The organism is Burkholderia sp. MSMB2157WGS (assembly GCF_001532755.1).
Lineage (GTDB): Bacteria > Pseudomonadota > Gammaproteobacteria > Burkholderiales > Burkholderiaceae > Burkholderia.
This window is the reverse complement of record NZ_LPJG01000030.1, coordinates 1,262,660-1,288,309: the sequence shown is the minus strand read 5'-3', so window position 1 is coordinate 1,288,309 and position 25,650 is coordinate 1,262,660. Positions and strand designations below refer to the sequence as shown.

Annotated in this window: 28 protein-coding genes; 12 read left to right on the top strand and 16 right to left on the bottom strand. The window is 69.5% G+C overall.

Annotation, left to right across the window (positions count from 1 at the left end):
• Positions 1-6 precede the first annotated feature (6 nt).
• Positions 7-864: an ABC transporter ATP-binding protein gene (locus WT53_RS24245; RefSeq protein WP_034205460.1), complete on the top strand. Its 858-nt coding sequence runs from the start codon at positions 7-9 to the stop codon at positions 862-864.
• Positions 861-1,625: an ABC transporter ATP-binding protein gene (locus WT53_RS24240; RefSeq protein WP_034205459.1), complete on the top strand. Its 765-nt coding sequence runs from the start codon at positions 861-863 to the stop codon at positions 1,623-1,625. Before WT53_RS24245 ends, WT53_RS24240 begins: the two co-directional genes overlap by 4 nt.
• A gap of 12 nt (positions 1,626-1,637) precedes the next feature.
• Here the strand turns inward: WT53_RS24240 and WT53_RS24235 are convergent, their stop codons facing one another.
• Together WT53_RS24235 and WT53_RS24230 are read right to left on the bottom strand one after the other, a co-directional pair.
• Positions 1,638-3,059, bottom strand: coding sequence for a sensor histidine kinase (locus tag WT53_RS24235; RefSeq protein ID WP_034205458.1), 1,422 nt, complete (start codon positions 3,057-3,059; stop codon positions 1,638-1,640).
• Complete coding sequence (locus tag WT53_RS24230; protein WP_034205457.1) at positions 3,046-3,711, bottom strand: response regulator transcription factor; 666 nt, start codon at positions 3,709-3,711, stop codon at positions 3,046-3,048. Before WT53_RS24230 ends, WT53_RS24235 begins: the two co-directional genes overlap by 14 nt.
• Positions 3,712-3,947: 236 nt before the next feature.
• Here WT53_RS24230 and WT53_RS24225 point away from each other — a divergent pair, with 236 nt between their 5' ends.
• From WT53_RS24225 to WT53_RS24215, 3 genes are all read left to right on the top strand, one after another.
• Complete coding sequence (locus tag WT53_RS24225) at positions 3,948-4,964, top strand: ABC transporter substrate-binding protein (protein WP_034205456.1); 1,017 nt, start codon at positions 3,948-3,950, stop codon at positions 4,962-4,964.
• Between the two features lie 123 nt (positions 4,965-5,087).
• Positions 5,088-6,398 carry an MFS transporter gene (locus WT53_RS24220; RefSeq protein ID WP_034205455.1) on the top strand — a complete coding sequence of 437 codons (1,311 nt, stop codon included), beginning with the start codon at positions 5,088-5,090 and terminating at the stop codon, positions 6,396-6,398.
• A 128-nt stretch (positions 6,399-6,526) separates the two neighbouring features.
• Complete coding sequence (locus WT53_RS24215) at positions 6,527-6,718, top strand: hypothetical protein (RefSeq protein WP_230624819.1); 192 nt, start codon at positions 6,527-6,529, stop codon at positions 6,716-6,718.
• Positions 6,719-6,752: 34 nt separating this feature from the next.
• Here the strand turns inward: WT53_RS24215 and WT53_RS24210 are convergent, their stop codons facing one another.
• Both WT53_RS24210 and WT53_RS24205 read right to left on the bottom strand, forming a co-directional pair.
• Positions 6,753-8,540 carry a sensor histidine kinase gene (locus tag WT53_RS24210; RefSeq protein WP_034205454.1) on the bottom strand — a complete coding sequence of 596 codons (1,788 nt, stop codon included), beginning with the start codon at positions 8,538-8,540 and terminating at the stop codon, positions 6,753-6,755.
• On the bottom strand, positions 8,537-9,184 hold the full coding sequence (locus WT53_RS24205) for a response regulator transcription factor (protein WP_034205453.1): 648 nt from the start codon (positions 9,182-9,184) through the stop codon (positions 8,537-8,539). Before WT53_RS24205 ends, WT53_RS24210 begins: the two co-directional genes overlap by 4 nt.
• 326 nt (positions 9,185-9,510) lie before the next feature.
• On the opposite strand from WT53_RS24205, the gene WT53_RS24200 reads away from it, so the two are divergent.
• On the top strand, positions 9,511-9,963 hold the full coding sequence (locus WT53_RS24200; RefSeq protein WP_034205452.1) for a hypothetical protein: 453 nt from the start codon (positions 9,511-9,513) through the stop codon (positions 9,961-9,963).
• A gap of 106 nt (positions 9,964-10,069) precedes the next feature.
• Positions 10,070-12,088 (top strand): VTT domain-containing protein, encoded by a 2,019-nt coding sequence (locus WT53_RS24195; RefSeq protein WP_034205451.1) that lies wholly within the window; start codon positions 10,070-10,072, stop codon positions 12,086-12,088.
• Between the two features lie 25 nt (positions 12,089-12,113).
• On the opposite strand, the gene WT53_RS24190 is transcribed toward WT53_RS24195, so the two are convergent.
• Complete coding sequence (locus WT53_RS24190) at positions 12,114-12,443, bottom strand: DNA-binding protein (protein WP_034205450.1); 330 nt, start codon at positions 12,441-12,443, stop codon at positions 12,114-12,116.
• The gene (locus tag WT53_RS24185; RefSeq protein WP_034205449.1) at positions 12,440-12,772 is read right to left on the bottom strand and encodes a type II toxin-antitoxin system RelE/ParE family toxin; all 333 of its coding nucleotides are present in this window, start codon (positions 12,770-12,772) and stop codon (positions 12,440-12,442) included. Before WT53_RS24185 ends, WT53_RS24190 begins: the two co-directional genes overlap by 4 nt.
• Positions 12,773-13,151: 379 nt before the next feature.
• Between WT53_RS24185 and WT53_RS24180 the strand changes: the two genes are divergently transcribed.
• Positions 13,152-13,661 (top strand): GNAT family N-acetyltransferase, encoded by a 510-nt coding sequence (locus WT53_RS24180; protein WP_034205448.1) that lies wholly within the window; start codon positions 13,152-13,154, stop codon positions 13,659-13,661.
• Between the two features lie 16 nt (positions 13,662-13,677).
• Here WT53_RS24180 and WT53_RS24175 read toward each other — a convergent pair whose 3' ends face one another.
• The 3 genes from WT53_RS24175 to WT53_RS24165 all read right to left on the bottom strand — a co-directional run bounded on the left by WT53_RS24175 (position 13,678) and on the right by WT53_RS24165 (position 15,666).
• Positions 13,678-14,631: a leucyl aminopeptidase (aminopeptidase T) gene (locus tag WT53_RS24175; RefSeq protein WP_034205447.1), complete on the bottom strand. Its 954-nt coding sequence runs from the start codon at positions 14,629-14,631 to the stop codon at positions 13,678-13,680.
• 58 nt (positions 14,632-14,689) lie between these two features.
• Positions 14,690-14,812, bottom strand: coding sequence for a hypothetical protein (locus WT53_RS34230; protein ID WP_006752127.1), 123 nt, complete (start codon positions 14,810-14,812; stop codon positions 14,690-14,692).
• Between the two features lie 398 nt (positions 14,813-15,210).
• The gene (locus tag WT53_RS24165) at positions 15,211-15,666 is read right to left on the bottom strand and encodes an Lrp/AsnC family transcriptional regulator (protein ID WP_034205446.1); all 456 of its coding nucleotides are present in this window, start codon (positions 15,664-15,666) and stop codon (positions 15,211-15,213) included.
• Between the two features lie 115 nt (positions 15,667-15,781).
• Between WT53_RS24165 and WT53_RS24160 the strand changes: the two genes are divergently transcribed.
• Both WT53_RS24160 and WT53_RS24155 read left to right on the top strand, forming a co-directional pair.
• Positions 15,782-16,276 carry an alpha/beta hydrolase gene (locus WT53_RS24160; RefSeq protein WP_052100138.1) on the top strand — a complete coding sequence of 165 codons (495 nt, stop codon included), beginning with the start codon at positions 15,782-15,784 and terminating at the stop codon, positions 16,274-16,276.
• Between the two features lie 173 nt (positions 16,277-16,449).
• Positions 16,450-17,700: a YbfB/YjiJ family MFS transporter gene (locus WT53_RS24155; protein WP_034205445.1), complete on the top strand. Its 1,251-nt coding sequence runs from the start codon at positions 16,450-16,452 to the stop codon at positions 17,698-17,700.
• A 39-nt stretch (positions 17,701-17,739) separates the two neighbouring features.
• On the opposite strand, the gene hpaC is transcribed toward WT53_RS24155, so the two are convergent.
• The gene (hpaC, locus tag WT53_RS24150; protein WP_034205444.1) at positions 17,740-18,285 is read right to left on the bottom strand and encodes a 4-hydroxyphenylacetate 3-monooxygenase, reductase component; all 546 of its coding nucleotides are present in this window, start codon (positions 18,283-18,285) and stop codon (positions 17,740-17,742) included.
• Positions 18,286-18,641: 356 nt separating this feature from the next.
• On the opposite strand from hpaC, the gene WT53_RS24145 reads away from it, so the two are divergent.
• Positions 18,642-19,274, top strand: coding sequence for a response regulator transcription factor (locus tag WT53_RS24145; RefSeq protein ID WP_034205443.1), 633 nt, complete (start codon positions 18,642-18,644; stop codon positions 19,272-19,274).
• Positions 19,275-19,286: 12 nt separating this feature from the next.
• Here the strand turns inward: WT53_RS24145 and WT53_RS24140 are convergent, their stop codons facing one another.
• The 5 genes from WT53_RS24140 to WT53_RS24120 form a co-directional block, all read right to left on the bottom strand.
• Positions 19,287-20,030, bottom strand: coding sequence for an SDR family NAD(P)-dependent oxidoreductase (locus tag WT53_RS24140; RefSeq protein ID WP_034205442.1), 744 nt, complete (start codon positions 20,028-20,030; stop codon positions 19,287-19,289).
• Between the two features lie 58 nt (positions 20,031-20,088).
• The gene (locus WT53_RS24135; protein ID WP_034205441.1) at positions 20,089-21,213 is read right to left on the bottom strand and encodes an amidase; all 1,125 of its coding nucleotides are present in this window, start codon (positions 21,211-21,213) and stop codon (positions 20,089-20,091) included.
• A 31-nt stretch (positions 21,214-21,244) separates the two neighbouring features.
• Complete coding sequence (locus WT53_RS24130) at positions 21,245-21,766, bottom strand: nuclear transport factor 2 family protein (protein WP_034205440.1); 522 nt, start codon at positions 21,764-21,766, stop codon at positions 21,245-21,247.
• A gap of 8 nt (positions 21,767-21,774) precedes the next feature.
• Entirely contained in the window at positions 21,775-22,152 is a 378-nt protein-coding gene (locus WT53_RS24125; RefSeq protein WP_034205439.1) for a hypothetical protein, read from the bottom strand.
• Between the two features lie 102 nt (positions 22,153-22,254).
• A complete protein-coding gene (locus WT53_RS24120) occupies positions 22,255-23,448 on the bottom strand; it encodes an acyl-CoA dehydrogenase family protein (RefSeq protein WP_060261876.1) in 1,194 nt (397 codons plus the stop codon).
• A gap of 153 nt (positions 23,449-23,601) precedes the next feature.
• Between WT53_RS24120 and WT53_RS24115 the strand changes: the two genes are divergently transcribed.
• On the top strand, positions 23,602-25,158 hold the full coding sequence (locus WT53_RS24115) for a sensor histidine kinase (protein WP_060261872.1): 1,557 nt from the start codon (positions 23,602-23,604) through the stop codon (positions 25,156-25,158).
• A gap of 44 nt (positions 25,159-25,202) precedes the next feature.
• On the opposite strand, the gene WT53_RS24110 is transcribed toward WT53_RS24115, so the two are convergent.
• The gene (locus WT53_RS24110) at positions 25,203-25,589 is read right to left on the bottom strand and encodes a tautomerase family protein (RefSeq protein WP_059784481.1); all 387 of its coding nucleotides are present in this window, start codon (positions 25,587-25,589) and stop codon (positions 25,203-25,205) included.
• Positions 25,590-25,650: the final 61 nt, after the last annotated feature.

Genomic DNA, 25,650 nt, shown 5'->3' with positions numbered 1-25,650 from the left:
AATGCGATGACGACCACTCGACCCCTGCTCGACGTGCAAGGCCTGACACGCCGCTTCGACGGCGTGACCGCGCTCGACGGCGCGAGCCTGACCCTCGCGGACGGCGAACTGCTGAGCGTGATCGGCCCGAACGGCGCGGGCAAGTCGACGCTGTTCAACCTGATCGCGGGCGCCGACCGGCCCGATGCCGGCCGCGTGACGTTCGACGGCCGGGACATCACCGGCACCGCGCCCGAACGACTCGCGGCGCTCGGTATCGCGCGCACGTTCCAGCATGGCCGCGTGTTCGGCAACCTGAGCGTGCTGGACAACGTGCTGATCGGCGCGCATGCGCGGCTGCGTGCGGCGCGGCCGGGCTGGCCCGCGCTCGGCGCGGCTGCCGAAGTGCTGCGCGCGCTCGTGCGGCCGGCCTCGGTGCGGCGCGAGGAGGCCGAACTGCGCGAAGAGGCGCGCGCGATCGTCGCCGGGTTCGGCGAACGGCTCGCGCCGCGCATCGATCATCCGGCACACAGCCTGTCGTATGCGAACCGGCGGCGCGTGGAGATCGGCCGCGCGCTCGCGCTGCATCCGCGCCTGCTGCTGCTCGACGAGCCGACGGCCGGGATGAACGAGACGGAGACCGCCGAGATGCTGCAACTGATCCAGTCGCTGAAGGCGCGCGGCCTGACGATCCTGCTGATCGAGCACAAGCTCGAACTCGTGATGCGCGTGTCCGACCGCGTGATGGTGCTCGACAACGGCGTGAAGATCGCCGAAGGCGCGCCGCGCGACGTGCGGCACGATCCGCGCGTGATCGAGGCCTATCTCGGCCGCCGTCATGCGGGCGGCCCGTCGGCCGGTCGTGCCGTGCAGGCGGCCGCATGAGCGTATTTTCTTCGAGACCCGATACGACCATGACGGACGCACTGCTGAAACTCGAACACCTCGACACGTTCTATGGGCCCGTGCAGGTGCATTTCGACGTGAACGTCGAAGTCGGCCGCGGGCAGATCGTCAGCCTGCTCGGCGGCAACGCGAGCGGCAAGTCGACGACGATGAAGCTGATTCTCGGGTTGATGCGGCCGAAGCGCGGCGTCGTGCGTTTCGACGGCGACGACGTGACGGCGCTCGCGACGCCGCAGCGCGTGCGGCGCGGGATCGCGGCCGTGCCGGAGGCGCGGCGGCTGTTCGGCGACATGAGCGTGCGCGAGAACCTGCTGATGGGCGCTTACACGCGCGGCGATCGCGCGGCGGTGACCGACGACTACGAACGCGTGCTCGATCTGTTTCCGCGCGTACGCGAGCGGCTCGCGCAGCGCGCGGGCACGCTGTCGGGTGGCGAGCAGCAGATGCTCGCGATGGCGCGCGCATTGATGGCGCGGCCGAAACTGATCTGCATGGACGAGCCGACGATGGGGTTGTCGCCGCTCTACGTCGACAAGGTGCTCGAACTGATCGACGCGATCAACCGGCAGGGCGTGACGGTGTTCATGGTCGAGCAGAACGCGAGCCTCGCGCTGGAGATCGCGCACTACGGATACGTGCTGCAGACGGGCCGCGTCGTGCTGGAAGGGCCGGCGAAGGCGTTGCTCGACGACGAGCGCGTGCGCGATGCGTATCTCGGTGGGGAGGCGGTGGCGGTGTAGGGGGCCTTCACTTTACGCGTGATTCGCGTGCGTCTCCGCCGCGCGCGGAAACGTCAACACCACCGCGAACCCGCCCGCATCGGGAAACGCGAACCCGACGCGCCCGCCATGCGCCTTCATCACTTCCTGCACGATCGCGAGCCCGAGTCCCGACCCCGTGCGGCGCTCGCTGCCGTCCGGCGCTATCCGCACGAACGGTTGCAAGGCCGCGTCCCAGTGCTCGCGCGGCATCCCGCGCCCGTTGTCGGTGACGGTCAGCGTCACCGCCCGATCCGCGTTGCCTCGGGTTGCGACCGACACGACGATGTCGTCCGCATGGCCGTGCAGCAACGCGTTGTGTAGCACGTTCGACAGCGCTTCCTGAAGGCTGATCGCATCGCCGTCGATCCATGCCTGCGGCGCGTCGCTCGCGAACGCAACGGCCACGTCGCGCTCGCCGGCGAGCGGAATCGTGCGGCCCAGCACCTCTTTCGCGAGCGCGACGAGTTCGACGGGTTGCAGCGGCACGGCCTCGGTGCGATGAATCACCATCGCATGATTGAGCAACTGGCCGGTGAGCCGGCCGACGTCCGCACAGGTCGCGCGCAGCGCATCGAGCCGCGCCGCACGGCGCGCGGGGTCGGCCTCGCCGTCGAGCAGCTCGATCTGCGCGTCGAGCCGCGCGAGCGGCGTGCGCATCTGGTGGGCGGCGTCGGCGATGAAGCGCTGCATTGCGTTGATCCGCTCCGCGAGCCGTCGCATCAGCCCGTTGATCGACCCGATGATCGCGTCGATCTCGCTCGGCGTATCGACGGCCACAGGCCGCAGGTCGGCCGGGTCGCGCGCGGCGATGATCGTGCCGATCCGCGCGAGCGGGCGCAGGCCGCGCCGGATCGCGAGGCCGCTCGCGCCGATCGCGAGCACGCTCATCAGCAGGATCAGCGTCCACACCTTGATGCTCATGTCGTTCGTCAGCTGCTGACGCGCATTGGTTGTCTGCGCAACCGTCACGAGCGCCCAGCCCGGCGTGCTTTCCTCGGGCATGTAGCGGGCGATCGTCGCGGTGCGGATCGGGTGCCCCTGGTAGACGGCATTCGCGAACGCGGGGCCCTGCTTCGCGGCGGCGAGTGTCGCGGCGCTCGCGAGATCGTTGTAGCCGGCCACGACCACGCCGCGCGAATCGACGACCTTGTAGTAGACGAGGTCGTAGCGCGACAGCGTCGACAGCGCGGCGACCGGCGGATTCAGCGCGAGCACGCCGCCTTGCACGTAGAGGTTTTCGGCGACCTGGATCGACGCGCCCGCCAGCAACTGGTCGTACGCGCGTTCGGCCGCGACGCCCGCGTAGTAGCGCGCGATCGCCGCGAGCGCGAGCGCGCCGGTCGCGACGACGAGCGCGATGAACAGCAGCGTGCGCCCGAACAGCGTCTTCGGGAACCAGTCAATGCGCGGCAATCTGATACCCCATTCCGCGCGCGGTACGGATCTCGACGGAGCTGCCCTGCAGCTTCCGGCGCACGCGCGTCACGTATTGCTCGACCGCGTTCGCGGTCGGCTCGTTGCCGAAGCTGAACAACTGATTCAGCAGTTCTTCCTTCGAGAAGATGCGTTGCGGGCGGCTCGCGAGGATTTCGAGCAGCGCGAATTCCTGGCGCGACAGCGACAGCGGCTGGCCGTCGAGTTCCGCGAGGCGGCTGCTGCGGTCGATCACGAGGCCGCCGAGCGTCAGCACGTCGTTCGCGTGACCGCTGTTGCGGCGCAGGAGCGCCTGCACGCGCGCGTCGAGTTCGCGATAGTCGAACGGCTTCACGAGGTAGTCGTCGGCGCCGAGGCCGAGGCCGCTCACGCGGTCGTCGATCGCCGAGCGGGCGGTGACGAGCAGCACGGGCGTCGTGCTGCCGGACGCGCGCAGGTTGCGCAGCACGGTGAAGCCATCCATGCCGGGCAGGTTCGCATCGAGCACGACGAGATCGAAGCGCTCGACGCGCAGCAGCCCGTGCGCGGTCGCGCCGTCGGTTTCGAGATCGACGGCGTGGCCGAGCCGGGCCAGGCGGCTGCGGATCGCCGCGCCGATTTCCGCATCGTCCTCCACGACGAGAATGCGCATGATGCCGTTTGCAGGTAGGTGGACTAGGGGTTTTCCCGGGGCCGGGATGTCAGCATTTTCTCAGACTCGGTCGATAACCTGTGTCGAGCCGGAAGCAGGGTCAAGGACGGCATTAATACCAGAAATATTCAAGGAGACGGCAACATGCAGCATGTCACGGGCACGACGAACGCGCGCCGCGGCGCCACGCCGGCCTGCGCGTGGCCGCTGGCCGCCCGCCGCACGGCGGCGTGCGCATGACGATGTCGCCGCGCCGCCGCGCGCTGATCGCCGCCGGGCTCGGCGTGCTCGCCGCGCCGGCGCGGGTGCGGGCGACGCCGCGCACGGTGCGGATCTCGAAAGGCTATGGCGTGCTGTACCTGCCGCTGCTCGTGATGGAGAAGCAGCGACTGTTCGAGCGGCATGCGGCGCGCCACGGCGTGCGCGACGTCGCGGTCGAATGGGTGCTGCTCGACGGCGGCAATTCCGTCAACGACGCGATGATGGCCGGCACGCTCGACTTCGCGGGCGCCGGCGCGCCGGGGTTCATCGAACTGTGGGCGCGGGCGCGCGGCATTCCGAACGTCGAGGTGATCGGCATCAGCGGGCTGTCGACCACGTCGCTGTCGCTGAACGCGAACCGGCCGGGCCTCGTGTCGCTGCGCGAGTTCACGCCGTCCGACCGGATCGCGGTGCCGGGCATCCGCACGTCGCTGTCGGCAGTCGTGCTGCAGATGGTCGCGAGCCGGCAGCTCGGCGCCAGGCATTTCGCGCAGCTCGATTCGATCACCGTGAACCTGCCGCATCCGCAGGCGATGCAGGCGCTGATCCGCCGCGAGAACGGCGTGACCGCGCATTTCACGTCGCCGCCGTTCTCGACGCTCGAATTGCGGCAGCCGGGCATCCATCGCGTCGTGAGTTCGGTCGACGTGCTCGGCCCGCTGACGCTCGACGTCGTGTTCGCGCCGAAGCGGCTCGTCGATGCGCAGCCTGAGCTGGCCGTCGCGTTTCTCGGCGCGCTCGACGAAGCGAACCGCCTGATCGCGCAGGACCCGCGCGCGGCGGCCGCGCTCTACGCGTCGTCGTCGGGCGTCGGCGTGTCGCACGACGACGTGATGCGGATGCTCGCCGCGCCCGACACGCGTTTCTCGGTGCTGCCGAACCAGTTGATGGACTACGTCGAATTCCTGTATCTGGCCGGCACGATCAAGGCGAAGCCGCGCGCGTGGCACGAGATGTTCGCGCCGATGCTCGACGACTACCGGTCGGGTTGAGCCGCGTCCGCCGCGATCCGGATCCATTCACCGAACCACCTGACGCCGGCGCGTTCGTCACGCGCGGTGCCGTTTCAACCGATATGCAACCGACACGCAACCGATTCACGCAAGGAGCCTGAAGTGAACGCTACCGATACCCTGGACCCCGCGTCCGCCGAAGAACGGCGCATCATGTCGAAGATGGCGCGGCGCCTGATGCCCATCCTCGTCGTGATGTTCCTGATCGCATTCATCGACCGGCAGAACGTCGGTTTCGCGAAACTGCAGATGGTGCACAGCCTCGGCATGACGGAAGCCGCGTTCGGGCTCGCGTCGTCGCTGTTCTTCATCGGCTACCTGCTGTTCGAGGTACCGAGCACGCTCGCGCTGCATCGCTACGGCGCACGCGTGTGGCTCGCGCGGATCATGCTGACGTGGGGGCTCATCACGGTGCTGATGGGCTTCACGACGTCGATGCCCGTGTTCTGCTCGCTGCGCTTCCTGCTCGGCATCGCCGAGGCCGGCTTCTATCCGGGCGTGATCTATTACCTGACGCTGTGGTTTCCGCAGAGCTACCGCGCGAAGGTGCTCGGCATCTTCACGCTCGGCAGCGCGCTCGCGAACATGCTCGGCTCGCTGGTCGGCGGCGTGCTGCTGAGCCTGAACGGCCTGTGGGGGCTGGCGGGCTGGCAGTGGGTGTTCGTCGCGACGGGCATCCCGGCGGTGATCGTCGCGATCGTCGTGTTTCGCGTGCTGCCCGCCTCGTTCCGCGAAGCGCCGTTCCTCGACGAGCGCGAGAAGCAGATCGTCGCGGCCGCGCTGGAGCGCGAGAAGCCGGCGCAGGCCGAGCACGGCCAGCCGTGGAAGGCGCTGCTCGATCCGCGCGTGATGCTGTTCGCGGCGACCTACATGCTGATGTCGACGTCGCTGTACGGCGTCACGTACTGGCTGCCGACGCTCGTGAAATCGTTCGGCGTGTCGAGCACGACCAACGGGTTCCTGAGCATGCTGCCGTGGGCGCTCGCGGTGGTGCTGCTGCTGTGGCTGCCGGCGAAGCTGCGTCGCGCGAAGAGCATCCTGCGTACGATCGCGATCGTCGCGGCGCTGGGCGCGCTCGGCTTCCTGCTGAGCCTCGTGTTGCCGTCGACGCCGCTGCGCTTCGTCGCGCTCGTGCTCGGCGGCGCGTGCATTCCGCTGCTGTATCCGTGCTTCTGGTCGATGCCGCCGCGCTATTTCACCGGCGCGCGCGCGGCCGCGAGCGTCGCGGCGATCAACTCGATCGGCAACCTCGGCGGCTTCTTCAGCCAGAACCTGATGCCGTTCGCGGGCAAGATGACGGGCACCGCGTTCGGGCCGATGATCGTGCCGATCGTGTGCCTCGCGCTGCTCGGCATCGGCGCGCTGGTCGCGTGGACGCGCTCGGAGCGGGGGATGGTGGCGGCGCGGGCGTGATGGCGTGCGTCGCTGTCGCAGCGTCGGCCGGTTTCCGATGATGCTGAAACTGGACGACGCATGCCGGTTCGACGGCAAGTACGCCAGCGCGCTACCATGCGATGCACATGCGACGAATGGAGCAGGAAATGAAGAAAGCGACGACGATGAACATGTCTTGCGATGACGTTGCGCGCCCCGCGCCGCGCGAGTTCGTCGCACGTGGACTGGCATCGCGCGACGAGGCGCGGCGGACCGGCGAATACATCGATGCGGTAAACGTCCGCGCGGAACTCGAGCGCATGCTGAAAGCGGCGCGCTCGATGAAGGCGGTCGGCTAAGTCACCGTCGTGCGGGGGCTTTCGCCGCCCTGATCTACCGCGGCGAAGCCCCGAGCTCGCCATGCCCGACCGGCGCCGGCGACAGCGGAATCTCGACCTCGACCGTCGTGCCTTCGCCGAGCGTCGTCGCGATCCGCAGCGTGCCGCCGACCAGGTACGCACGCTCGCGCAACCCCACCAGCCCGAACGAACCCGACTTGCGCGGCACCGCGGGATCGAATCCCGCGCCGTCGTCGCGTATCGTCAGCACGATCGCTTCGCTGCCGGACACGAGTTCGACGCTCGCGTGCGACGCGGCCGCGTGCCGGGCGACGTTCGCGAGCGCTTCCTGCGCGATGCGGAACACGGCCGTCGCGTACGGCTCGTCGAGTTGCAGTTCGGGCGGCTCGACGTGCAGCGAACAGGCAATCCCGTGACGGTGCCGGAAATCCTCCACGAGCCATTGCATCGCCGCCGCGAAGCCGAGATCGTCGAGCATCAGCGGGCGCAGGTCCGACGCGATGCGGCGCGTCGCGGCCACCGCGCCGCGCGCAAGCGCATGCATCGCCGCGATCTTGCGCGCGAGCGAGGCGTCGTCCTGCGGCACGTGGTCGATCAGCCATTCGAGATCGTTCTTCAGCGTCGCGAGCGTCTGCGCCAGTTCGTCGTGCAGTTCGCGCGCGATGCGGCGCTGCTCGGCTTCGCGCGCGCTGGCGCTGATCGCGGCGATCTCGCGCAGTTCCTCGCGCGACGCCTGCAGCGCCCGTTCCGCGCGCACGCGCTCCTCGACTTCGCGCCGCAGGTCGCGGTTCGACGCGCTCAGTTGCGCGGTGCGCGCGGCGACGCGCTGTTCGAGCCGTTCGTTCGCATCGTTCAACTGCGCGCTTTTCTGCGCGACGAGCAGATGCTGGTAGCGCGCGCCGGCCAGCGCGCGCACCGTTTGCGCATGCAGCCGGCCGTTCTCGAACAGCATCGCGAACAGCACGACGCCGGACGCGACGAGACCGTACGCGCGCCCCGCATAGAAGCCGAGGTCGAAGCGGCCGTGATTCAGCATCGACGACAGCGCGATGTCGAACAGCCACGCGACGAGCACCGTCATCACCCACAGGTCGAGCACCGAATGGCGGCGCCGCTGCCGCCACATCAGCATCAGCGCGACGAGGTTCAGCCCCCAGACGACCGTGATCGCGTTCGTCATCGTCGCGGTCATCCGGTTGCCGCTCATGATGCGCGGCAGCAGGTCGTGGCCGGAGGTCGCGAACAGCGCGAGCGCGACGGTCGCGCCGACCGCGGCCGCGATGCAGAGGACGACCGGAATCGCCGCGCGCCGCTGCGGGGCCGGGGCCGGGCGCCCGCGCGACGTCGCGCGCAGCAGCGCGTACGCGGCGACCGACAGCGGAAAGCCGCCATGCCAGAACAGGTACAGCCATGCGGTGGTCTGTTCGCCGGCGCCGAGCAGGCCGGTCGGCGCGAACAGGCCGGGGAAGGTCAGCATGTGCGTGCCGGCCATGAACGCCGTGAACAGGTAGCCGCCCGCCAGCACGAGCAGCGGCTTCTCGCGCAGGATCGCGTACTGGCCGAGCAGCAGGCCGGCCGTCACCATGTCGTTGACGACGATCGCCGACTGGTACACGGGAATGAACGCGCCGCCCGGCGCGAGCGGCAGGGCCGCGAACGGCGCGAGCGCGGCGAAGATCGCGGCCGAGACGAGTACCGTCGCGAGCGCGAGCCGCCGCTCGCGCCGGCCCGGCGGCAGCGACGACATGAACAGGCGCGACGTGTCCGGATCGTCGTCGTCCGGCGGCGGCGGTGCGGGCGGGAGGCGGAAGGTGGCCGTCATGCGTCGTCGGCGTCGAAGTCGAGATCGTGCCGCACCGCGTAGCGGATCAGTGCGGCTTCGTGCGGCAGCGCCATCTTCTCGAGAATCCGCGTCTTGTACGTGCTGACCGTCTTCGCGCTCAGCGCGAGTTCGGACGCGATCTGCGTGACGGTCCGGCCCGCGACGATACGGTGCATCACGTCGAGCTCGCGCGCGGACAGTCGCTCGTGCGGCAGCGCCTGAGCCGGCTCGCGCAGCGTGTGAGCGAGGCTTTCGGCCGCGGACGGGCTCACGTAGACGCCGCCCGCCGCCACCCTGCCGACGGCCTCGACGAGCTCGGCGGTCGCACTGTCTTTCGTCAGGTAGCCGGTGGCGCCGGCCTTGAACGCGCGCGCCGCGTACTGGGTTTCCGCGTGCATCGTCAACACCAGCGTGCGCAGCGACGGCGCATGACGCCTGACCAGCCGGATCAGCTCGATGCCGGTCGGTGCGGGCATCGACAGGTCGAGCAGCAGCACGTCGGCGGCGGCGCGCTCGGCCAGCGCGAGCGTGCCCGCGCCGTCGCTCGCCTCGCCGACGATCTCGAAACCGCCGGCCTGCTCCAGGATGTGACGCAGCCCGTCCCGCATGACTGCGTGATCGTCAGCCAGAATTACCCTGATCATCTTCCAGCGATCCTCTTCGGGATGACGCCGCGAATTGCTGTTCGGGTTGTCGCCGCGGCCGTTCTTCCGATCAATATATTCCCCCGAACCCGAAAACGGTACGCGTTCGCGAAATTTTCGGGATGGTTGATCGCGGACTGTGCACCGCGGCGAAATAATTCACGGGAAAGCATACCGTGCGCAGCCCATGCGAATCAGGGTATTCCCGGTGGTCGTTGCAGCCCACGCGGGCTTGCGCGGCAGCGCCGGAACCACCCCGCGAACCGTTCCGAATCGGGACTAAACTGGTGCCCGATGCCACCCGCGCGAACCGAGGAGCCCCTGCGATGATCGACCTTGCCGATATCCTGCCGTCCGCATTGCCCGCCGCCGTCGCGTGGGCCGAAGCGGAGGCGGTGCGCGGGCTCGCGCTGGGGGCGCCGCTGACGCCGGCGCAAGCGGACGACGCGCGCACGGTGGGCGTCGTGCAACCGGACCGGATCCGCGTGGTGGCGGTCGACCGCATGCCGTTTCCCGACACGCCGACGCTCGCGGCGATCGCCCGCGACACGGGGCTGCTGTCGCCCGGGACGATCGGCCTCACGCTCGGTCACGCGGTCTACGTGCTGCGCGGGCAGGACACACGCCGCCTGCTGACGCACGAATTCCGGCATGTGCATCAATACGAGGCCGCCGGCTCGATCGGCGCGTTTCTTGCGCGCTATCTGCACGAGATCGCGACGGTCGGCTACCGCGACGCACCGCTCGAGGCCGACGCGCGGCACCACGAGTTCGATTGATCCCTGACCCCGCCACCGGCGAGCGTGCGCATGTCGCGATGAACGTATCCGATCCCCCTGCCGGCCCGCCGTTCGCGCACCGGGCCGCCCCGTCCGGGAGTGTGCGATGAGCGACACGATCCACGCGTGGATCGGCGCGATCGGCGCGCATCCGCTGCTCGTGCTGGCGATCGTGTTCGTGGCCGCCTGCGCCGAGGCGATCGCGCTGATCGGCACGATCGTGCCGGCCGGCGCCGTGATGTTCGCGGCCGGTGCGTTGATCGGCGCGGGCGCGCTCGACGCATGGGCGACGATCGGCGTCGCGGCCGTCGGCGCGGTGATCGGCGACGGGATCAGCTACGAACTCGGGCGGCGTTACCGCGGGATGATCCGCAACGCGTGGACGCGCTTCGGCTATGCGAGCGCCTACGCGCGCGGCGAGGAGTTCGTGCTGCGTCACGGGACGAAGAGCATCGTGCTCGCGCGCTTTCTCGCGCCGGTGCGTGCGGTCGTGCCGGTCGTCGTCGGCTGCGCGACGCTGCCGCGCCGGTCGTTCTATCCGGTCAACGTGATCTCGGCGCTCGTGTGGGCGCCTGTCCACATCGCACCCGGCATCCTGTTCGGCGCGTCGGCCGCGCTCGCCGCAGCGATCAGCGTGCGGGTCGCCGCGATCCTGCTGGTCGTGGCCGCGCTGGTCGCGCTCGTGTGGATCGGCGTGCGCGTCGCGCTGCGGCGCGGCTGGCCGTTGTTGCGCCGCGCGCTCGCCGAAGCCGTGCATGCATGCGCGCGCCGCTGGCCGCGGTTCGGCGCGCGGCTGCACGACGGCATCGCGTACCTGCGCGGGTTGCCGGGCGCGGTGCCCGTGCTCGCGCTGTTGTTCATCGGCTGCGTGTGGCTGTTCGCGGGGATCGTGCAGGACGTCGTCGCGAACGATCCGCTGATGCATGCGGACATCGCGCTGTATGCGTTCCTGCAGAACCTGCGCACGCCGCCCGCGGACGCCGCGATGAGTGCGCTCGCCATCCTGCATGGACACGACACGGGGCTGATCGTCGCGGCCGCGTTGCTCGTCTGGCTGATGATCCATCGCTGCTGGCTGACGGCCGCATGGTGGCTCGCGACGGTTGGCGTCGCCGTCGTGCTCGTGCCGGCATTCGGCGCGGGCGTGCCCGGCGCGACGCCCGCGAGCCTGCCGCCCGGTGCGCTGCACGTGCCGCTGCCCGATGCCGACGCCGCCTTCGCGATCCTCGCGAGCAGTGGCCTCGGCTGGCTGCTCACGCGCGACCGGCCCGCGCTGTGGCGCATTCCGGTCGTGACGGCGGTCGTGCTGTGGATCGTGCTCGGCGGCTTCGCGCGGCTGTACGTCGGCGATACCTGGCTGTCGGGCCTGCTGGGCGGATGGAGCCTCGGGCTCGCGTGGTTCGCGTTGCTCGCCGGCGCCTATGCGTACTGGCGCGTGCGCGAGCACGTGCAGCCGCGCGGCGCGCTCGTCGCGGTCGTCGTCGTGCTCGCGACGGCCGGCGTATGGACGGTGCCCGCGCAATGGCAGCGCGATCGCGCGGCGCGTCCGCATGTCGGCGATGTGGTCGCGATGACCGTCGACCAGTGGCTGCGCGGCGGGTGGCAACGCGTACCGACGCGGCGCACCGAGATCGGCGGCGATCGCGAGGAATATTTGCCGCTGCAATGGAGCGCGACGTCGGACACGCTCGTCCGTCATCTCGCGCAGGCCGGCTGGCAGCGCGCGACGCCATGGTCGCCGGCCACCGCGCTGCGCTGGCTGGCGCCGCAGGCGCCCGTCGACACGCTGCCCGTGCTGCCGCGCTACACGCATGGAGAAAGCACGCGGCGCGTGTTCGTCCGCGTCGATCCGGCCCACCCGGAAAGCCGCTTCGTGCTGCGGTTGTGGCGTTATCCGTACGTGTTGCAGGATGCGCTCGGCATGCGGCCGCTGTGGTACGGCGCGCTGTATCGCGAAACGCTGCGCCGGCCGGCGCGGCTGATGACGCTCGTGCACACGACGACGATCGACGATGCGGCGGCGATTGCGCACGCGCTGGCGGTCGAGCCGACGATCGCACATCGGCCGGCGGGGACGACGGCCGGGCCGGACGAGATGTTGCTGGTTTGGATGGTGACGCCGTGAATGGGCAGGGCGTGACGTACGCCTCTTACGCGTGCGACGGCTGCGCGGGCACGACGGACAGGCGCAGGCCGACGGTCTTGAGCACCGCGAGCAGGGTTTTCAGCGTCGGGTTGCCGCTCGGGGACAGCGTGCGATACAGCGATTCGCGGCTGATGCCGGCCTCGGCCGCGACGGCGCCGAGCCCGCCGTACGCTTCCGCGACCGTGCGCAGCGCGAGCAGGCCGGCCGCGCGGTTCTCCGGATCGTCGAGCGATTCCATCGCGACGCGCAGATAGGCGACCGCGAGCTCGCGATCGGCGCCGAGTTCGGCGACTTCCGCGTCGTGGTGCGATACCGCGCCTTTGAGCTTGTTCATGTTTGCCTCCGTTTCCAGTTCGACCAGTGTTCCTTCGCGCGCCTGATGTCGTCGGACTGACCGGCCTTGTCGCCGCCGGACAGCAGCAACACCAAGGCGCCGCCGTGCCGACCGAAATACACGCGGTAGCCGGCGCCGACATGGACGCGCAGTTCGATCACGCCTTCGCCGACCGGCTCGCAGTCGCCGAAATTGCCGGCCTGCACACGGCGCAGGCGCTCGCGGATTCGTGCCTGCGCGAGCTTGTCGCGCACGGCGTTCAGCCTTTCGGTGAAAGGCTCGCGACCGTCGTCGCGCTGATAGCGAAGCAGTTCGAACCTGGAGGGTATTGTAACTTATAAACTACAAAGAAGTAAATGGAGCGAGACGGTTCGCATCGCAATGGCTGGGTGGCCGACGCGCATGCGGCGTCGCCGTGGCTCGGGATGTCAGGGCATGGCGCTCGCTTCCCGGCCGACGATCATTTTTTCATCCGGTATGGCGTGTGACGATTCGGCCAAACGGCCGGTATCGATGGGGCGATGAAGGGGCGCGCGCCGTGGCCGAGCGGCTCGGCTTCGGCTGTCCGTCCAGCTTCTCGCAGGCGTCCACGCGTTGACGCGGCGTGCCGCAGTGCGGTGCGGCAAGCAGGCGACCCGCGACGAATCGCGGTACGATCGCTCGTTTGCCCGTCTTGCCTGTCTACATCACCGTCACGAGAGCCCCCGCATGATCACGATCCGCCCGATGACCGACGACGATTTCGCGCGCTTCTGGCCGACCTATCGCGCCATCGTCATTGCTCAGGAAACCTATGCATTCGATCCCGACCCGACGCCGGAAGCGGCGCGCGCACTGTGGCTCGACGCGCCGCTCTGCACGTGGATCGCCGAGGAGGACGGCGTGGTGCTCGGCTCGTATTACCTGAAGGCGAACGCGGCCGGCCCCGGCAAGCACGTGAGCAACTGCGGCTACATGGTGAGCGAGGCCGCGCGCGGACGCGGCGTCGCGCGCCTGATGTGCGAGCACTCGCAGCAAGTGGCGCGCGAGCGCGGTTTTCTCGCGATGCAGTTCAATTCGGTGGTCGCGACGAACGAGGTCGCGGTCGCGCTGTGGCAGAAGCTGGGATTCGAGATCGTCGGCCGGCTGCCGCACGCATACCGTCACGCGCGGCTCGGCTTCGTCGACTGCTTCGTGATGTTCAAGTGGCTCGGCGACGCGGCGGCCGCCGAAGCCTGAGCAATCCGCCGCTGCGTCAGACGGCGAACGCGCCGTCGAACACGATCCGTTCGTCGAATGCGAGCGTGCCGCGCGCGAAGATCAGGTCGAGATGGTGGCTGCCGTTTTCGCCGCCGCCGAGCCCCAGATGCAGCCCCGGATGGCGTTCCTCGAACCCCGCGTTGCGGCCGTACAGGCCGCGTATGCCGAGGTTCGTGCCGATGCCGAATTCCTCGATCCGCCGGTGATTCGCGTGCCGGTCGAGATAGGTCGAGAAATCGCGCCGGAAGCCCGCATCGTCGGTGTCGAAATCGACGATCGTGCTGTGTTCGACATGCAGCGTCGCGAGCCGCTCGGCCACCTTGTACTTGATCGCGAACGGCACGGTGCCGAGAAACGTGCCGCTGAACACGACCGAGCCGTTGAGGTCGGTCACGTGCGTCGCGATCTCGCCGGGCACGACGTCGAGGTTGCCCATGCCGTCCACGCTCGTCCATTTCTGGTCGGGCGCGAGCGAGCCCGTCAGCGCGTTGCCGGCTTCGTCGACGAAGCGGATCTGCGACGCGCGTGCGGCGGCCTCGATCAGCCGGCCGTTGCGTGCGGCGATGTCGTCGAGCGATTCGGCGAACGCCTCGTCGAGATGCGGGCCGTAATCCTTGAACAAAACCGACTTGCTCCAGTGCTCGACGATCGCGGGGCGGATCGCGGCGAGGAACGGCGGCCCGCTCGGCGACGGCGTCGGCAGGCACGACGAGTCGTACAGCAGCACGAACAGGTCGGCGTCGACGAGCGCGGCGGCGATGTCGGCGGGCGGGGTGCTTTCGAGGCAGAGGGTGGTCGCGGCGAGTGAGTCGGGCAGGGCGGAAAAGGCGCGCAACGCGACGTCGCGATTGCGGGTGTCGTAGCCGACCAGCAGTTTTCCCGATTCGCCGCGTGCCAGCTTGTCGCGCAGCGCCGGGTGAAAGCCGAGCGCGCGGTGCAGGTTCAGCATGCGTATCTCCGGAAGCGGCGGAAGGGCCGCGGCCCTTCCGCGAGAACGGGTGGCCCGCTCAGACCGGCCAGAGCGCGGTGCCGAACGGCACCACGGCGTCCTCGACCATCATGTCGACGGCCTCGGGGTGCGTGTCTTCCTGCATCCAGTCAAGCAATTCGATCTGCCGAGTTTCCTGCATGTCAATTCTCCTGTGGTGAACATGAGTGATTCAACATGAAAGCGCGGCAAAAATATTGCCGCTCCTCGTTCCGGATTTTGTGAATACCGGACGAGTGGCGTCGATATTAGTCTGGTGAATTTGCGAATGCAATGTGCTGCAATGTTTTTAGCCATGACGTGCTAAACACGAGTCAATGGCGGTTCACATATTGGAAAAACCGGATAAAACGAGCGACGGATCGCGCATCATTTTTTTATTTGAAGAAATCCGGATCGACGAAATCAATCAGGTTATTTTTAATTTGAATTCAATTGCCAGGATTGCTGCGCTTTATGTCATTCGAGAAAAACGCGTGCGCGATCGCCTCGCGCTCGAACCGGTCCGCCGATTCATGTGTCACGCAGCCGATCCGCACGTCATCCCAGCAACGCCTTTCCGATCGCCTTGGTCGGTTCGGAGCGCAGCACCAGCGAAGTCGTGACCGCGCCGAAGCGGGCAATCGCGTCGATGAGGGTTTCGAGTTGGCCCGGTGTCGGCACCAGCACCTTCAGCAGAAAGCAGTCGTCGCCGGTCATGCGATGGACTTCGATGACGTGCGGCATCTCGGCGAACGTGCGCAGCGCCGGCTTGATGTGTTCGTGAGTCGTTTTGAGCCGGACGATGGCCGTCATGCCCAACCCCAGCGCCGCCGGATCGATCCGTGCGCCGTAGCCGGCGATGATGCCGCGTTCTTCCAGCCGCTTGACGCGCTCCGAGGTCGCGGGCTGCGACAGCCCGATGCGCCTGCCCACTTCCGATAGCGGCGTTCGCGCGTTCTCCTGCAGCGCTTCGAGGATCGCAAGATCCAGGCGATCCAGTGCTTCGTCCGGCATGACGGTCCTCCGGTACCGTTGATTCATCGGCATTTTGTCTCAATAACCGATGACTTGCCATTCCGCGCCGGCCGGCGCGTGGTCACACTCGGGCTTTTCGTTGACGGAGAGCGTGATGGATCAGGCGATCGTGATCGTGCCGGGTATCGGCAATTCGGGACCGGATCATTGGCAGAGTCATTGGGAGACGATGTTTCCCGGCGCCGCGCGCATCGCGCCGGCTTCGTGGGATGCGCCCGACCTGGCCGACTGGACGGCGGCGCTGGACGCGGCCGTGGCGAGCGCGGCGACGCCCCCGCTCGTGATCGGTCATTCGCTGGGCTGCTTGTTGTTCGCGCATTGGCATGCGGTGTCGGCGCGCGCGGTGCGCGGCGCGTTTCTCGTGGCCGTGCCCGATCCGGCAGGGCCGCGCTTTCCGGTTGCCGCCGCCGCGTTCGCGAACCTGCCGAGCGGTCGGTTCGGACGCGCGCCGGTGCTGGCGATCGCAAGCGCGGACGATCCGTACGATCCGTCGGGGCGCGCGCTGGAATGGGTCGCGGAACGGGGCGCGACGCCGCTTCTGCTTGGCGCACGCGGCCATCTGAACGCGGCGTCGGGGTTGGGCGGATGACCCGAAGGGCGCGCGCTGCTCGCGGCGTTCGTGGCCGGACTCGGGCGATAGTGCGTGCCAGTGTCGGCTGACGGTTTTCTGCCGGCAGCGCGCGCCGGTTTCACGGCGGCTCAAGTATGATCGACCGACGGCGGCGAAAGCCCCGGAATCGAACAACGATGGAGACACTCCCGATGCGCGCAGTGCCGCAACCGGAGCGTGCCGGCCGCTCGCGGCCGGACGCCGGCGCAACCGATCCCGGCCGTATGGCCGCGTGGCGGCTCGCAATCCGTCTGTCGCTCGGCAGCGCGATCGCGCTCGGCCTCGCACGCTTTTCGTATGCGCTGCTGCTGCCGCCGATGAAGGCCGATCTCGGCTGGACGTTCGCGCAGGCCGGCGCGCTGAACACGGCGAACGCGGCCGGCTACCTGATCGGTGCGCTTGCCTTTCCGCTGCTGTCGCGGCGCTGGCGCGCGGGCACGCTGCTCGCGGCCGGCTGCGCGCTGACCGCCGTACTGATGGCCGCGAGCGGGCTCACGTCGGACATGCACGCGCTGCTCGCGCAGCGGCTGGCGACGGGTATCGGCAGCGCGTCGATCTTCATCAGCGGCGGCGTGCTGGCCGCGCGGCTCGCGTCCGCCGCGCCGCGCGACGCGGGGCTGCTGCTCGGCCTCTATTACGGCGGCACCGGATGGGGCATCGTCGCGTCGTCGCTGCTCGTGCCGGCGACGCTCGTGCATCGCGTACACGGCTGGCAGCCGGCTTGGTTCGCACTCGCGGTCGCGTGCGTGCTGTTCTCGGCGGTGGCCGTGTCGGCTGCGCGTCGCATCGAGCGCGTGCACGCGGCGCCGGTCGCACCGGCCGACGGCGCGAAACCGGCAGCGACCGCGAGCCCCGCCCGCTTCGCACTCGCGCTGGCCGGCTACGGCCTGTTCGGCGTCGGCTATATCGGCTACATGACGTTCATCGTCGCGCTGCTGCGCGGCGCGGGGATGAGCGGCACGGTCGTCGCCGCGTTCTACGTGATGCTCGGCGTCGCGACCGTCGTGTCGGCGCGGCTGTGGTCGGGGCTGCTCGACCGGATGCGCGGCGGCCAGGCGCTCGCCGTGCTCAACGCGCTGCTCGGCGTCGCGACGCTGATGCCCGCGCTGTTCGTGCATCCGGCTGCCGCGTTCACGTCGGGCTTGCTGTTCGGCGCGACGTTCCTGTCGGCGGTTGCCTCCACGACGGCCTTCGTGCGGCACAACCTGCCGCCCGACGGCTGGGCGAAGGGCATCAGCGCATTCACGACGGTCTTCGCGTTCGGGCAGATCGCGGGGCCGGTCGCGATCGGCTGGGTGTCGGACAGTGCGGGGCTCGCGCGCGGGCTCGTGTATTCCGCGCTGACGCTGTTCGCGGGCGCTGCACTGGCGGCCGGGCAGCGCGCACTGCGGGCGTCCGCGTAGTCCGCTCGAACGCGCATGCCGCGCCGCGTGCCGGCATCGTTACCGCACGCAAGCGGTGCGCGATACGCGATGAAACGCGCGGCTGAAGTAGATGAGGCTGTCGCCGTCGTCGCGCACGCGGATCGACGTCGCCTCGATGAACATCACCGAATGCGAGCCGACTTCCTTCATCTCCGCGATCGTGCCCTGCAGGCTCGCGAGCGCATCGCGCAGCACCGGCACGTCCCGTTCGCCGCGATCCCACACGGGTAGCTCGAAGCGCTGTTCCATCGGCAGGTCGGTGAGCCCCGCGAAGTGTCGCGCGAGCAGCTCGTGCTCGGCCGGCAGCACGTTGATGCAGACCTGACGGTTGCGCGCGAAGGCCGCATGCATCGCACTCGACCGGTTCAGGCACACGAGCAGCGTCGGCGGCGCATCGGTGACGGAGCACACGGCGCTCGCGGTGATCCCGCAGCGGCCGTGCGGCCCCGCGGTGGTGATCACGTTGACGGCCGCGCCGAGGTGGGCCATCGCCTGGCGGAAGGCCTTCTGCGCGTCGGTCGGTTCGACGCGCGCCGGGCGCGGGATATCGGTCGTGGAAGACATGGGCGCTCCTGAGTGGACGAAAGCGGCGAGCGGCGCAGCGCGGCGAGCGCAGCGACGGATCGCCGACGATGACCCAAGCGTACGTCGCGAAAATGCGGTCGACCATTCGCACGATTGACGATCGGGGGGGCGTTCCTGCCAACGCATCTAAAGGTTCTACCTAGCTGCGCGTCGCCGCGCGCGAAAAAAACCGCGATGGCGCGTTCGTGCGGCACGTGCAGGGGTTTTCAGCGGGTTTTCGGCTCGTTATGATGTGCCGCACATCCCCCACGCGAACGACGCGCGCGACACGCCGGCCACCGGCCTTCCGTGCGGCGCGTGCGATACCGATACCGATATTCAGCGAGACCCCCGCGATGACGTCACCCGCACCGATCGTATACATCGTCGACGACGACGGCGGCATGCGGACGTCGCTCGCGTGGTTGCTCGAATCGGTCGGCATCGCGTCCGAGGGCTTCGCGAACGCCGCCGACTTTCTCGCACGCTTCGACGTGAATCTGCCCGCCTGCCTCGTGCTCGACGTGCGCATGCCCGAGAAAAGCGGCTTCGACGTGCAGGCCGAACTGAATGCGCGCGGCGCGACGCTGCCGGTGATCTTCGTCAGCGGGCACGGCGACATTCCGATGTCGGTGCGCGCGCTGCAGAACGGGGCGATCGATTTCGTCGAGAAGCCGTACAACTCGCAGCAGATGCTCGAGCGCGTGCAGCGTGCGCTGCGGCTCGCGCAGCAGCGGCACGCGGTGAGCCAGCGCCACCGCGAGCTGCGTCAGCGGCTCGATGCGTTGACCGCGCGCGAGAAGGAAGTGCTGCGCGGCGTCGTGGACGGCAAGGGCAGCAAGCAGATCGCCTCGGATCTGTCGATCAGTGTGAAGACCGTCGACGTGCATCGCGCGAGCATCAAGGAGAAGCTCGGCGCGACGTCGATCGCCGCGCTGGTGCGCGACGTGATGGTCGTGTGGGGCGACGACGCGGAATCGTCGCGATGAGGTTCGGCGCGTTCAGCGCATGTACAGCCCGCCGTTGATGTCCCAGCATGCGCCGTTCGCGAAATGCGCGTCGCCCGACGCGAGCAGCACGGCGGCATCCGCGACGAAACCGGCCGACCCGAGCTTGCCGCCCGGCAGGCTCGCGAGCACCTGGCGCAGTTTGTCGGGCGCGACGCTTTCGTACACGATCGGCAGATCGAGCGGCCCCGGCGAGATCGCGTTGACGGTGACGCCGTGCGCGGCGAGATCGCGTGCGAACACCTTGGTCAGCGTCAGCGTGCCGCCTTTCGCGGCCGCATAGTGCGCACCCGTCGCCGAGCCGCCGTTCTGCCCGGCGAGCGACGCGATGTTGACGATGCGGCCCGCGCCGCGCTGCGCGAAGTACTGGCCGAACACCTGGCAGCCGAACAGCACGCTGCGCAGGTTCACGTCGATCACCTGGTCGAACTGTTCGGCGGTGATTTCCATCGCCGGCACGACCTTCGATGCGCCCGCGTTGTTGACGAGCACGTCGACCATGCCCCAGCGCGAGACGAGCGCATCGCGCGCCGCTTCGAAATCGCGTTTCGACGTGACGTCGAGCGGCCACGCGATCGCGCGTTCGCCGCTCGGATCGAGTTCGCGCGCATGCGCGTGAATGGCGTCGGCGGCGATGTCGGCCAGCGCGACGCGATAGCCGGCCGCATGGAAGCGTTCGGCGATGACGGCGCCGAGCCCGCGCGCGGCGCCGGTGACGAGGACGACTCGGTGTGACATGGTGTGGGTCCTGTGGTTCGAGGGCGCACGCCGGCGAAAGCGGCGCCCGTATCGTGGTTCATGCGGCCAGTGCCGCTTCGAAGTGTGCCGCGATCGCGCAGACCCTTTCATCCGCGCCCTTGCGCCCGACGATCTGCAAGCCGGCCTTCAACGGCGAACCGGCGAGCGGCAGCGGCAGGCTGAGCGCCGGATGGCCGCTGAGGTTGAACGGCCGGATCAGCGACGACATCGCGATGACCGATACGCCGTCGCGCGCCTGCTGCAGCGTGATCGGCAACGCGGGCAGCGTCGGCAGCACCAGCACGTCCGCGTGTTCGAGCGCGGCATCGACCTGCGCGGTGAAGCGTGCGCGCACGGCTTCGGCTTCCGCGAGCGCGGCCGGTGTCGTCGTCGCGGCCGTGCGCAGTCGCGCGTCGAGATCGGCGCCGAGCCGGCCCGTTTCGACCAGATGGCCGAACGCGCGCGACGTTTCCGCGTTGATCACGGTGAGTCCCGCCGCGAACGCGGCCGGCATTTCATCGAGCACGATCGTGTGCGAACGCAGGCCCGACGCGCGAACGGCCGCGTCGAGCGCGGCGGCGATCGCCGGATCGGCTTCGACGGCGAGTTGCGCGACCGTGCAGCCGGCTGCGCAAGCCGCCGCTTGTACACGGTCGAAGTCGGGCGTGATCGCGGCCATCGCCGCGATGAGCGTGCGGATCTCGCGGGCGAACGGTCCGACGCAATCGAGCGTCGTGTCGGCGGGCGCGACGCCGCGCCGCGAGACGCGGCCGAACGTCGGTTTCAGCCCGGCCACGCCGCAGCACGCGGCCGGCCCGCGAATCGAGCCACCGGTGTCGGTGCCGAGCGCCGCGTCGACGGCGCCGAGCCCGACGAGCGATGCGGAGCCGCTCGACGAGCCGCCCGGAATGCGCGTGGCGTCCTGCGGATTGACGGGCGTGCCCGTGTAGTCGTTGATGCCGGTCATGCCGAATGCGAGTTCGTGCATGTTCGCCTTGCCGGCGATCTGCCAGCCGGCGTCGAGCAGCAGGCGGACCACGTCCGCGTGTCGTCCGGCCGGCGGCGCGTCGGCGAGCGCGCGGCTCGCCGCGCGGGTCGGATGGCCGGCGATGTCGATCGTGTCCTTGATCGCGATCGTCGGGCCGGGGCCGCCGAGCGTGAAGGTGTCGATGAAGCCTGTCATGGTCGGTATCGTGCGAAAGCAGCGGGAAACATCAGGGCCGTGGCGCGGCGGCGAGCGGCCACGGGCCGTCGAGCACGCGTTCGGTGCGGAAATGGCGGATCAGCCAGGCGGCGCCGTCGGCGGCCGGCGCGAAATCGACGGTCAGCCGCGCGGCGATCAGTTCGGCCGAGCCGTCCGCATAGCGCGACGCCTGCAGCATGATCCAGCGGCCGCGCGCGCTTGCGTGGCCGGCGCCGATCTCGATCGACTCCGACGTCAGGAAGTGCAGGTTCGCCGCGAAATGCGGATCGGGCGGCAGATAGCGGCCGAGCATCGCGACGATCGCGGCGGGGCCTTCGACGCGGCCGAACTTCCGCGCGTACTGCGTGCCGACGCCTTCCCACACGGCGTCGGCCGTGAACAGCTCGGCCAGCGACGGGCCGGCGCCGGCCTCTTCGGGCACGTCGCACAGCGCCATGTAGCGCGCGAGCGTCGCACGCACCGCGCGCTCGGCGTCGAGCGCCGCGACGCGCCGTGCGAGCGCGTCGATCGCGGCAGGTGACGGATCGGTCATCGCGCGCCTCACGCCGCGGGCTGCGCGGCCGGCGGCACGGTCAGCGCGCGGCCCACGCGTGCCTCGATCTTGCCGTAGCGCCACAGGTTGTATTCGCCGACGGGCGTCGTGCGGTACAGGTTGCACACGGCGACCGTCGTGTCGAAATCGGCGACGTCGGCCATGATGTAGAAGGTCCACGGCGCGCCGTCGGCCTGGCCGACCACGAGGCGGTCGTCGTCCATCACGCCGAGCACGCGCACGCCGGGCATCGCTTCGACGGCCGCGAGCATCGCGCCGTACGCCTGCCACACTTCGCCGATCCGCTCGCGCGGCAGGTCGAAGAAATTCTGCGACACGCCGCAGCAGAACAGCACGCGCAGCGGCAGCGGATTCGAATCGGACATATCGGGTTCTCCAGAAGAATCGGTCGGGTGCTTGAACCGGCCGGCGACGGCGCGTCGGGTCCGGCTTCATGCGCATTCGTCAAAGGCGTCGGTCGATGCGGGTCACAGATAGCCGGGAAACGGCGTGACGCCGGTAAACACCGCGCCCGCGCCGTCGAAGTTGCCTTCGGCGAGGAACGCATGCTGCGTGACGACCATCGCATCGCGCAGCAGCCGCTGCAGCGGATGCGTGCGATAGATCGCCGCCGTGCCGCCGAGGCGGTACGCGCGCTCGACGACGCTCGCGCCTTCGCGGGCGATCTGCGTGGCCGCGAGCCGCAGCAGGCTGACCTGGTCGGGCGTCACCGGATTGCCGGCGAGGATCGATTGCCAGACCGAGTCGGTCGCGTCGTAGAAGAACGCGCGCGCCGAGCGCAGTTGCGCCTCGGCCTTCGCGAGCTCGATGCGGAAATACGCGCGATCGGCGAGACGCGGCGCGCCGGTCGTCGTCTGGCGGCCGCCGGACATGCGGTTCACGACGTCGAGCGCCGCGCGTGCGAGGCCGAGATTGACGACGGCCAGCACCTGCGCCGCATACGCGACGGTCGGGTAGCGGTACAGCGGCTCGTCGACGGTCGGCTCGCCGCCGCGCACGAAGGTCCACGCTTCGGGCACGAAGCGGTCGTTCACGCGCAGGTCGTGGCTGCCGGTGCCCTGCATGCCGACCACGCTCCAGTTCTCGATGATCTCGACGTCGGCGGCGCGGAACACGGCCGTGCGCGGCTTGTTCGGTGCGGCGTCCTGCGCGCCCGGCACGGCGATGCCGACGCCGAGCCAGTCGGCGCCCTTGCAGCCGCTCGCGAATTTCCACGTGCCGTTCACGCGCCAGCCGCCCGGCGCGGCCAGCGCGGGCTGCACCGGGAACAGGCCGCCCGCGAACACCTGGTCGGGGCCGCTCGCGTACAGCTCGGCCTGGGTCGCGAGCGGCAGCGCGGCGAGGTAGACGTTCGCGGAGCCGAAGCTCGCGACCCACGCGGCCGAGCCGTCGGCGGTCGCGATCCGTTCGATCGTGTCGAGGAACGCAGTCGGCGCGAGCGCGTCGCCGCCGAAGCGGCGCGGCGTGCCCGCGCGATAGATGCCGGCCTGCTTGAACAGCGCGATGACGTCGCGCGGCACGTGCGACAGCCGCTCGAATTCCTCGCGGCGCGCGGCGACGGTTTCGATCACCGCATCGAGCGGCGACGACTGCCCGAGCGCGGGACTTGCCGCGGGCGGCGAGGCCGGTGCGGATTCGATGGCGAGGGCGGCTTGCGGCATGAAAGTCTCCTGGGAGTGGGGCGATTTCGGGCATTCGCATGTGCGTTTCATATGCAAACAGACCCCAGTCTAGAAACGCCGAAAACACGCAGCAATTGGTGCGTTGGGCCGCGCGACTGGTGACGCTCCGTGCCGGCCTAAAGAAATCTTCAGATGCGATCGGCGCGCGCCGGTGCTATGTTGGGTTTCCGGCCGCGCGACGACGCCGCGCACCTTCCTCCGAATCCGATCATGAGTTTTCCCGACGAAGACGATTTCCACCGGCTGCTCGACGCGCTGACCACGTGCGTGCTGCTGCACGACGCGCGCACCCGGGCGATCGTGTGGGCGAATCGCGCGGCGTGCATCGCGCTCGGCTTTTCCGTCGAGGAACTGCTGCCGCTGAAGGCGCCGGACATGACGCGCCCCGAGCCGAAGTACCGGCGCGAGATCGCGGTGAGCGCATGGGATCGTGCGCGCGCGGACGGGCCGCAGGTGTACGAATGGTGCTATCGATCGCGCACGGGCGTCGACATGCTGTCCGAGGCCACCGCGACCTACGTGCCGCTGCGCGGGCGCGACGTCGTGATGGTGCAGTTTCGCGACATCAGCGCGGAGGAGGCGGTTCGCCAGCAGTTGCGCCGCTACGAGGCGCGGCTGCGCGAGTTCATGCAGGATCTCGACGAAGGCATCGCGGTCGTGACGCCGCACGGCGGCGTGCAGTTCATCAGCGAGTCGGGCCGCCGCGTGCTCGGCCTCGCGCCCGACGAGCCGCTCGGCGAGGTGCTCGACTACTGCTGCGCGGCCGATCGCGACCGGCTCGTCGCGCAGTTGCGCGATGCGCCGTCGGCGCATCCGTCCGCGCCGCAGCGCTACCGGATCGTGCGGCGCGACGGCTCGGCGTGCTGGCTGCGCATCCTGTGCCGGCAGGTCGAGATCGAAGACGATCTCGACGGGCTGCTCGTGCAGTTCCGCGACGTGAGCGACGAAGTCGCGATCGAGGACGCGCGTCGCGCCGAAGCGCGGATGCTCGAATACGCGGGCCGCTACAACGCGATGGGCGAGATGGCGACCGTGATCGCGCACGAACTGAGCCAGCCGCTCGCGGCCGTGCGTAATTTCATCGAAGGCGCGGTGCGGCGGCTGAACGGCAACGGCGCCGTCGACGACGCGATCTGGGGGCTGCGCAGCGCGGACCGGCAGGCCGAGCATGCGGCGCTGATCATCAAGAGCGTGCGCGAATTCATCGTGAAGCGCGAGCCGGTCGTCGTGCGGGCCGACCTGCGCGACATCCTCGCGGATGTCGCGTACTTCATCGAGCTGCGCGCGAAGGAGGCCGGCGTGACGGTCGCGATCGTGCAGGCCGACGCGCCGCTGCCGATCCGCTGCGAGCGCGTGCTGATCGGGCAGGTGATCCTGAATCTCGCGTTCAATGCGATCGAGGCGTTCGCCAGTTGCGAGCGTGTGCCGCGCACGCTGACGCTCGGCACCGCGAACGTGGCCGGCCACGCGGAATTGCGGGCGATCGACAATGGCCCGGGCATCGAAGCCGGCGCGCACGACCGGCTGTTCGACGGCTTCTCGTCGTCGAAGGTCGGCGGCAACGGCATCGGGTTGTCGCTGTGCAAGAGCATCGTCGCGCGCCACGGCGGGCGGATCGCCGCGAGCCCGGCCGCGGGCGGCGGGCTCGACTGCCGCGTGACGCTGCCGCTCGCCGACGCGCCCGCCTAGCGGCTGCGTCGCATCACGGCGGGGCGGCGATGCGCGGCGCATGGTCAGCGCCCCAGCGCCCGCGCGGTCTGGCCGCCGATGCCGAAGTCCGTGTTCGGAATGTCCTTGACGATCACGCGCGTCGCGTGCAGCGGCGCGTCGAGCACGGTCGCGCCCGCGTCGGACAGCGCGGCGATCAGCGCGCGTTTCTGTTCGTCGGTGCGGCCGGCGATCAGGATCGCGACGATCACCGGCAGCGATGGCGGCGCGCCGTCCGCGGCGCTGCGGCCGCCGAGGCCGATATGCGTCGCGGGCAGCTCGGTGAGCAGCACGCGCACCGATTCGATCGGTGCGCCGATTGCGTCGACGGTCGCGTTGCTGAGTCGGGCGATCAGTTCGGCCTTGCGCGCGTCGTCGTGGCCGGCCGGCAGGAAAACTTCGAGTGTGGGCATGGTCGTCCGGAAAGGTGAAGGTGACCGGTTCACCTTTGCGCGGGCGACGGCGAACCGCCGG

Coding starts and splice junctions, on each gene's coding strand:
- WT53_RS24165 (WP_034205446.1), bottom strand. CDS start 15,666: ATGCCGGACGAAGCACTGGATCGCCTGGATCTTGCGATCCTCGAAGCG.
- WT53_RS24140 (WP_034205442.1), bottom strand. CDS start 20,030: ATGTCACACCGAGTCGTCCTCGTCACCGGCGCCGCGCGCGGGCTCGGC.
- WT53_RS24195 (WP_034205451.1), top strand. CDS start 10,070: ATGAGCGACACGATCCACGCGTGGATCGGCGCGATCGGCGCGCATCCG.
- WT53_RS34230 (WP_006752127.1), bottom strand. CDS start 14,812: ATGCAGGAAACTCGGCAGATCGAATTGCTTGACTGGATGCAGGAAGAC.
- WT53_RS24160 (WP_052100138.1), top strand. CDS start 15,782: ATGGATCAGGCGATCGTGATCGTGCCGGGTATCGGCAATTCGGGACCG.
- WT53_RS24145 (WP_034205443.1), top strand. CDS start 18,642: ATGACGTCACCCGCACCGATCGTATACATCGTCGACGACGACGGCGGC.
- WT53_RS24215 (WP_230624819.1), top strand. CDS start 6,527: ATGAAGAAAGCGACGACGATGAACATGTCTTGCGATGACGTTGCGCGC.
- hpaC (WP_034205444.1), bottom strand. CDS start 18,285: ATGTCTTCCACGACCGATATCCCGCGCCCGGCGCGCGTCGAACCGACC.
- WT53_RS24115 (WP_060261872.1), top strand. CDS start 23,602: ATGCGATCGGCGCGCGCCGGTGCTATGTTGGGTTTCCGGCCGCGCGAC.
- WT53_RS24190 (WP_034205450.1), bottom strand. CDS start 12,443: ATGAACAAGCTCAAAGGCGCGGTATCGCACCACGACGCGGAAGTCGCC.
- WT53_RS24245 (WP_034205460.1), top strand. CDS start 7: ATGACGACCACTCGACCCCTGCTCGACGTGCAAGGCCTGACACGCCGC.
- WT53_RS24175 (WP_034205447.1), bottom strand. CDS start 14,631: ATGCTGAACCTGCACCGCGCGCTCGGCTTTCACCCGGCGCTGCGCGAC.
- WT53_RS24125 (WP_034205439.1), bottom strand. CDS start 22,152: ATGTCCGATTCGAATCCGCTGCCGCTGCGCGTGCTGTTCTGCTGCGGC.
- WT53_RS24130 (WP_034205440.1), bottom strand. CDS start 21,766: ATGACCGATCCGTCACCTGCCGCGATCGACGCGCTCGCACGGCGCGTC.
- WT53_RS24225 (WP_034205456.1), top strand. CDS start 3,948: ATGACGATGTCGCCGCGCCGCCGCGCGCTGATCGCCGCCGGGCTCGGC.
- WT53_RS24180 (WP_034205448.1), top strand. CDS start 13,152: ATGATCACGATCCGCCCGATGACCGACGACGATTTCGCGCGCTTCTGG.
- WT53_RS24240 (WP_034205459.1), top strand. CDS start 861: ATGAGCGTATTTTCTTCGAGACCCGATACGACCATGACGGACGCACTG.
- WT53_RS24120 (WP_060261876.1), bottom strand. CDS start 23,448: ATGCCGCAAGCCGCCCTCGCCATCGAATCCGCACCGGCCTCGCCGCCC.
- WT53_RS24230 (WP_034205457.1), bottom strand. CDS start 3,711: ATGCGCATTCTCGTCGTGGAGGACGATGCGGAAATCGGCGCGGCGATC.
- WT53_RS24200 (WP_034205452.1), top strand. CDS start 9,511: ATGATCGACCTTGCCGATATCCTGCCGTCCGCATTGCCCGCCGCCGTC.
- WT53_RS24110 (WP_059784481.1), bottom strand. CDS start 25,589: ATGCCCACACTCGAAGTTTTCCTGCCGGCCGGCCACGACGACGCGCGC.
- WT53_RS24210 (WP_034205454.1), bottom strand. CDS start 8,540: ATGACGGCCACCTTCCGCCTCCCGCCCGCACCGCCGCCGCCGGACGAC.
- WT53_RS24205 (WP_034205453.1), bottom strand. CDS start 9,184: ATGATCAGGGTAATTCTGGCTGACGATCACGCAGTCATGCGGGACGGG.
- WT53_RS24135 (WP_034205441.1), bottom strand. CDS start 21,213: ATGACAGGCTTCATCGACACCTTCACGCTCGGCGGCCCCGGCCCGACG.
- WT53_RS24155 (WP_034205445.1), top strand. CDS start 16,450: ATGCGCGCAGTGCCGCAACCGGAGCGTGCCGGCCGCTCGCGGCCGGAC.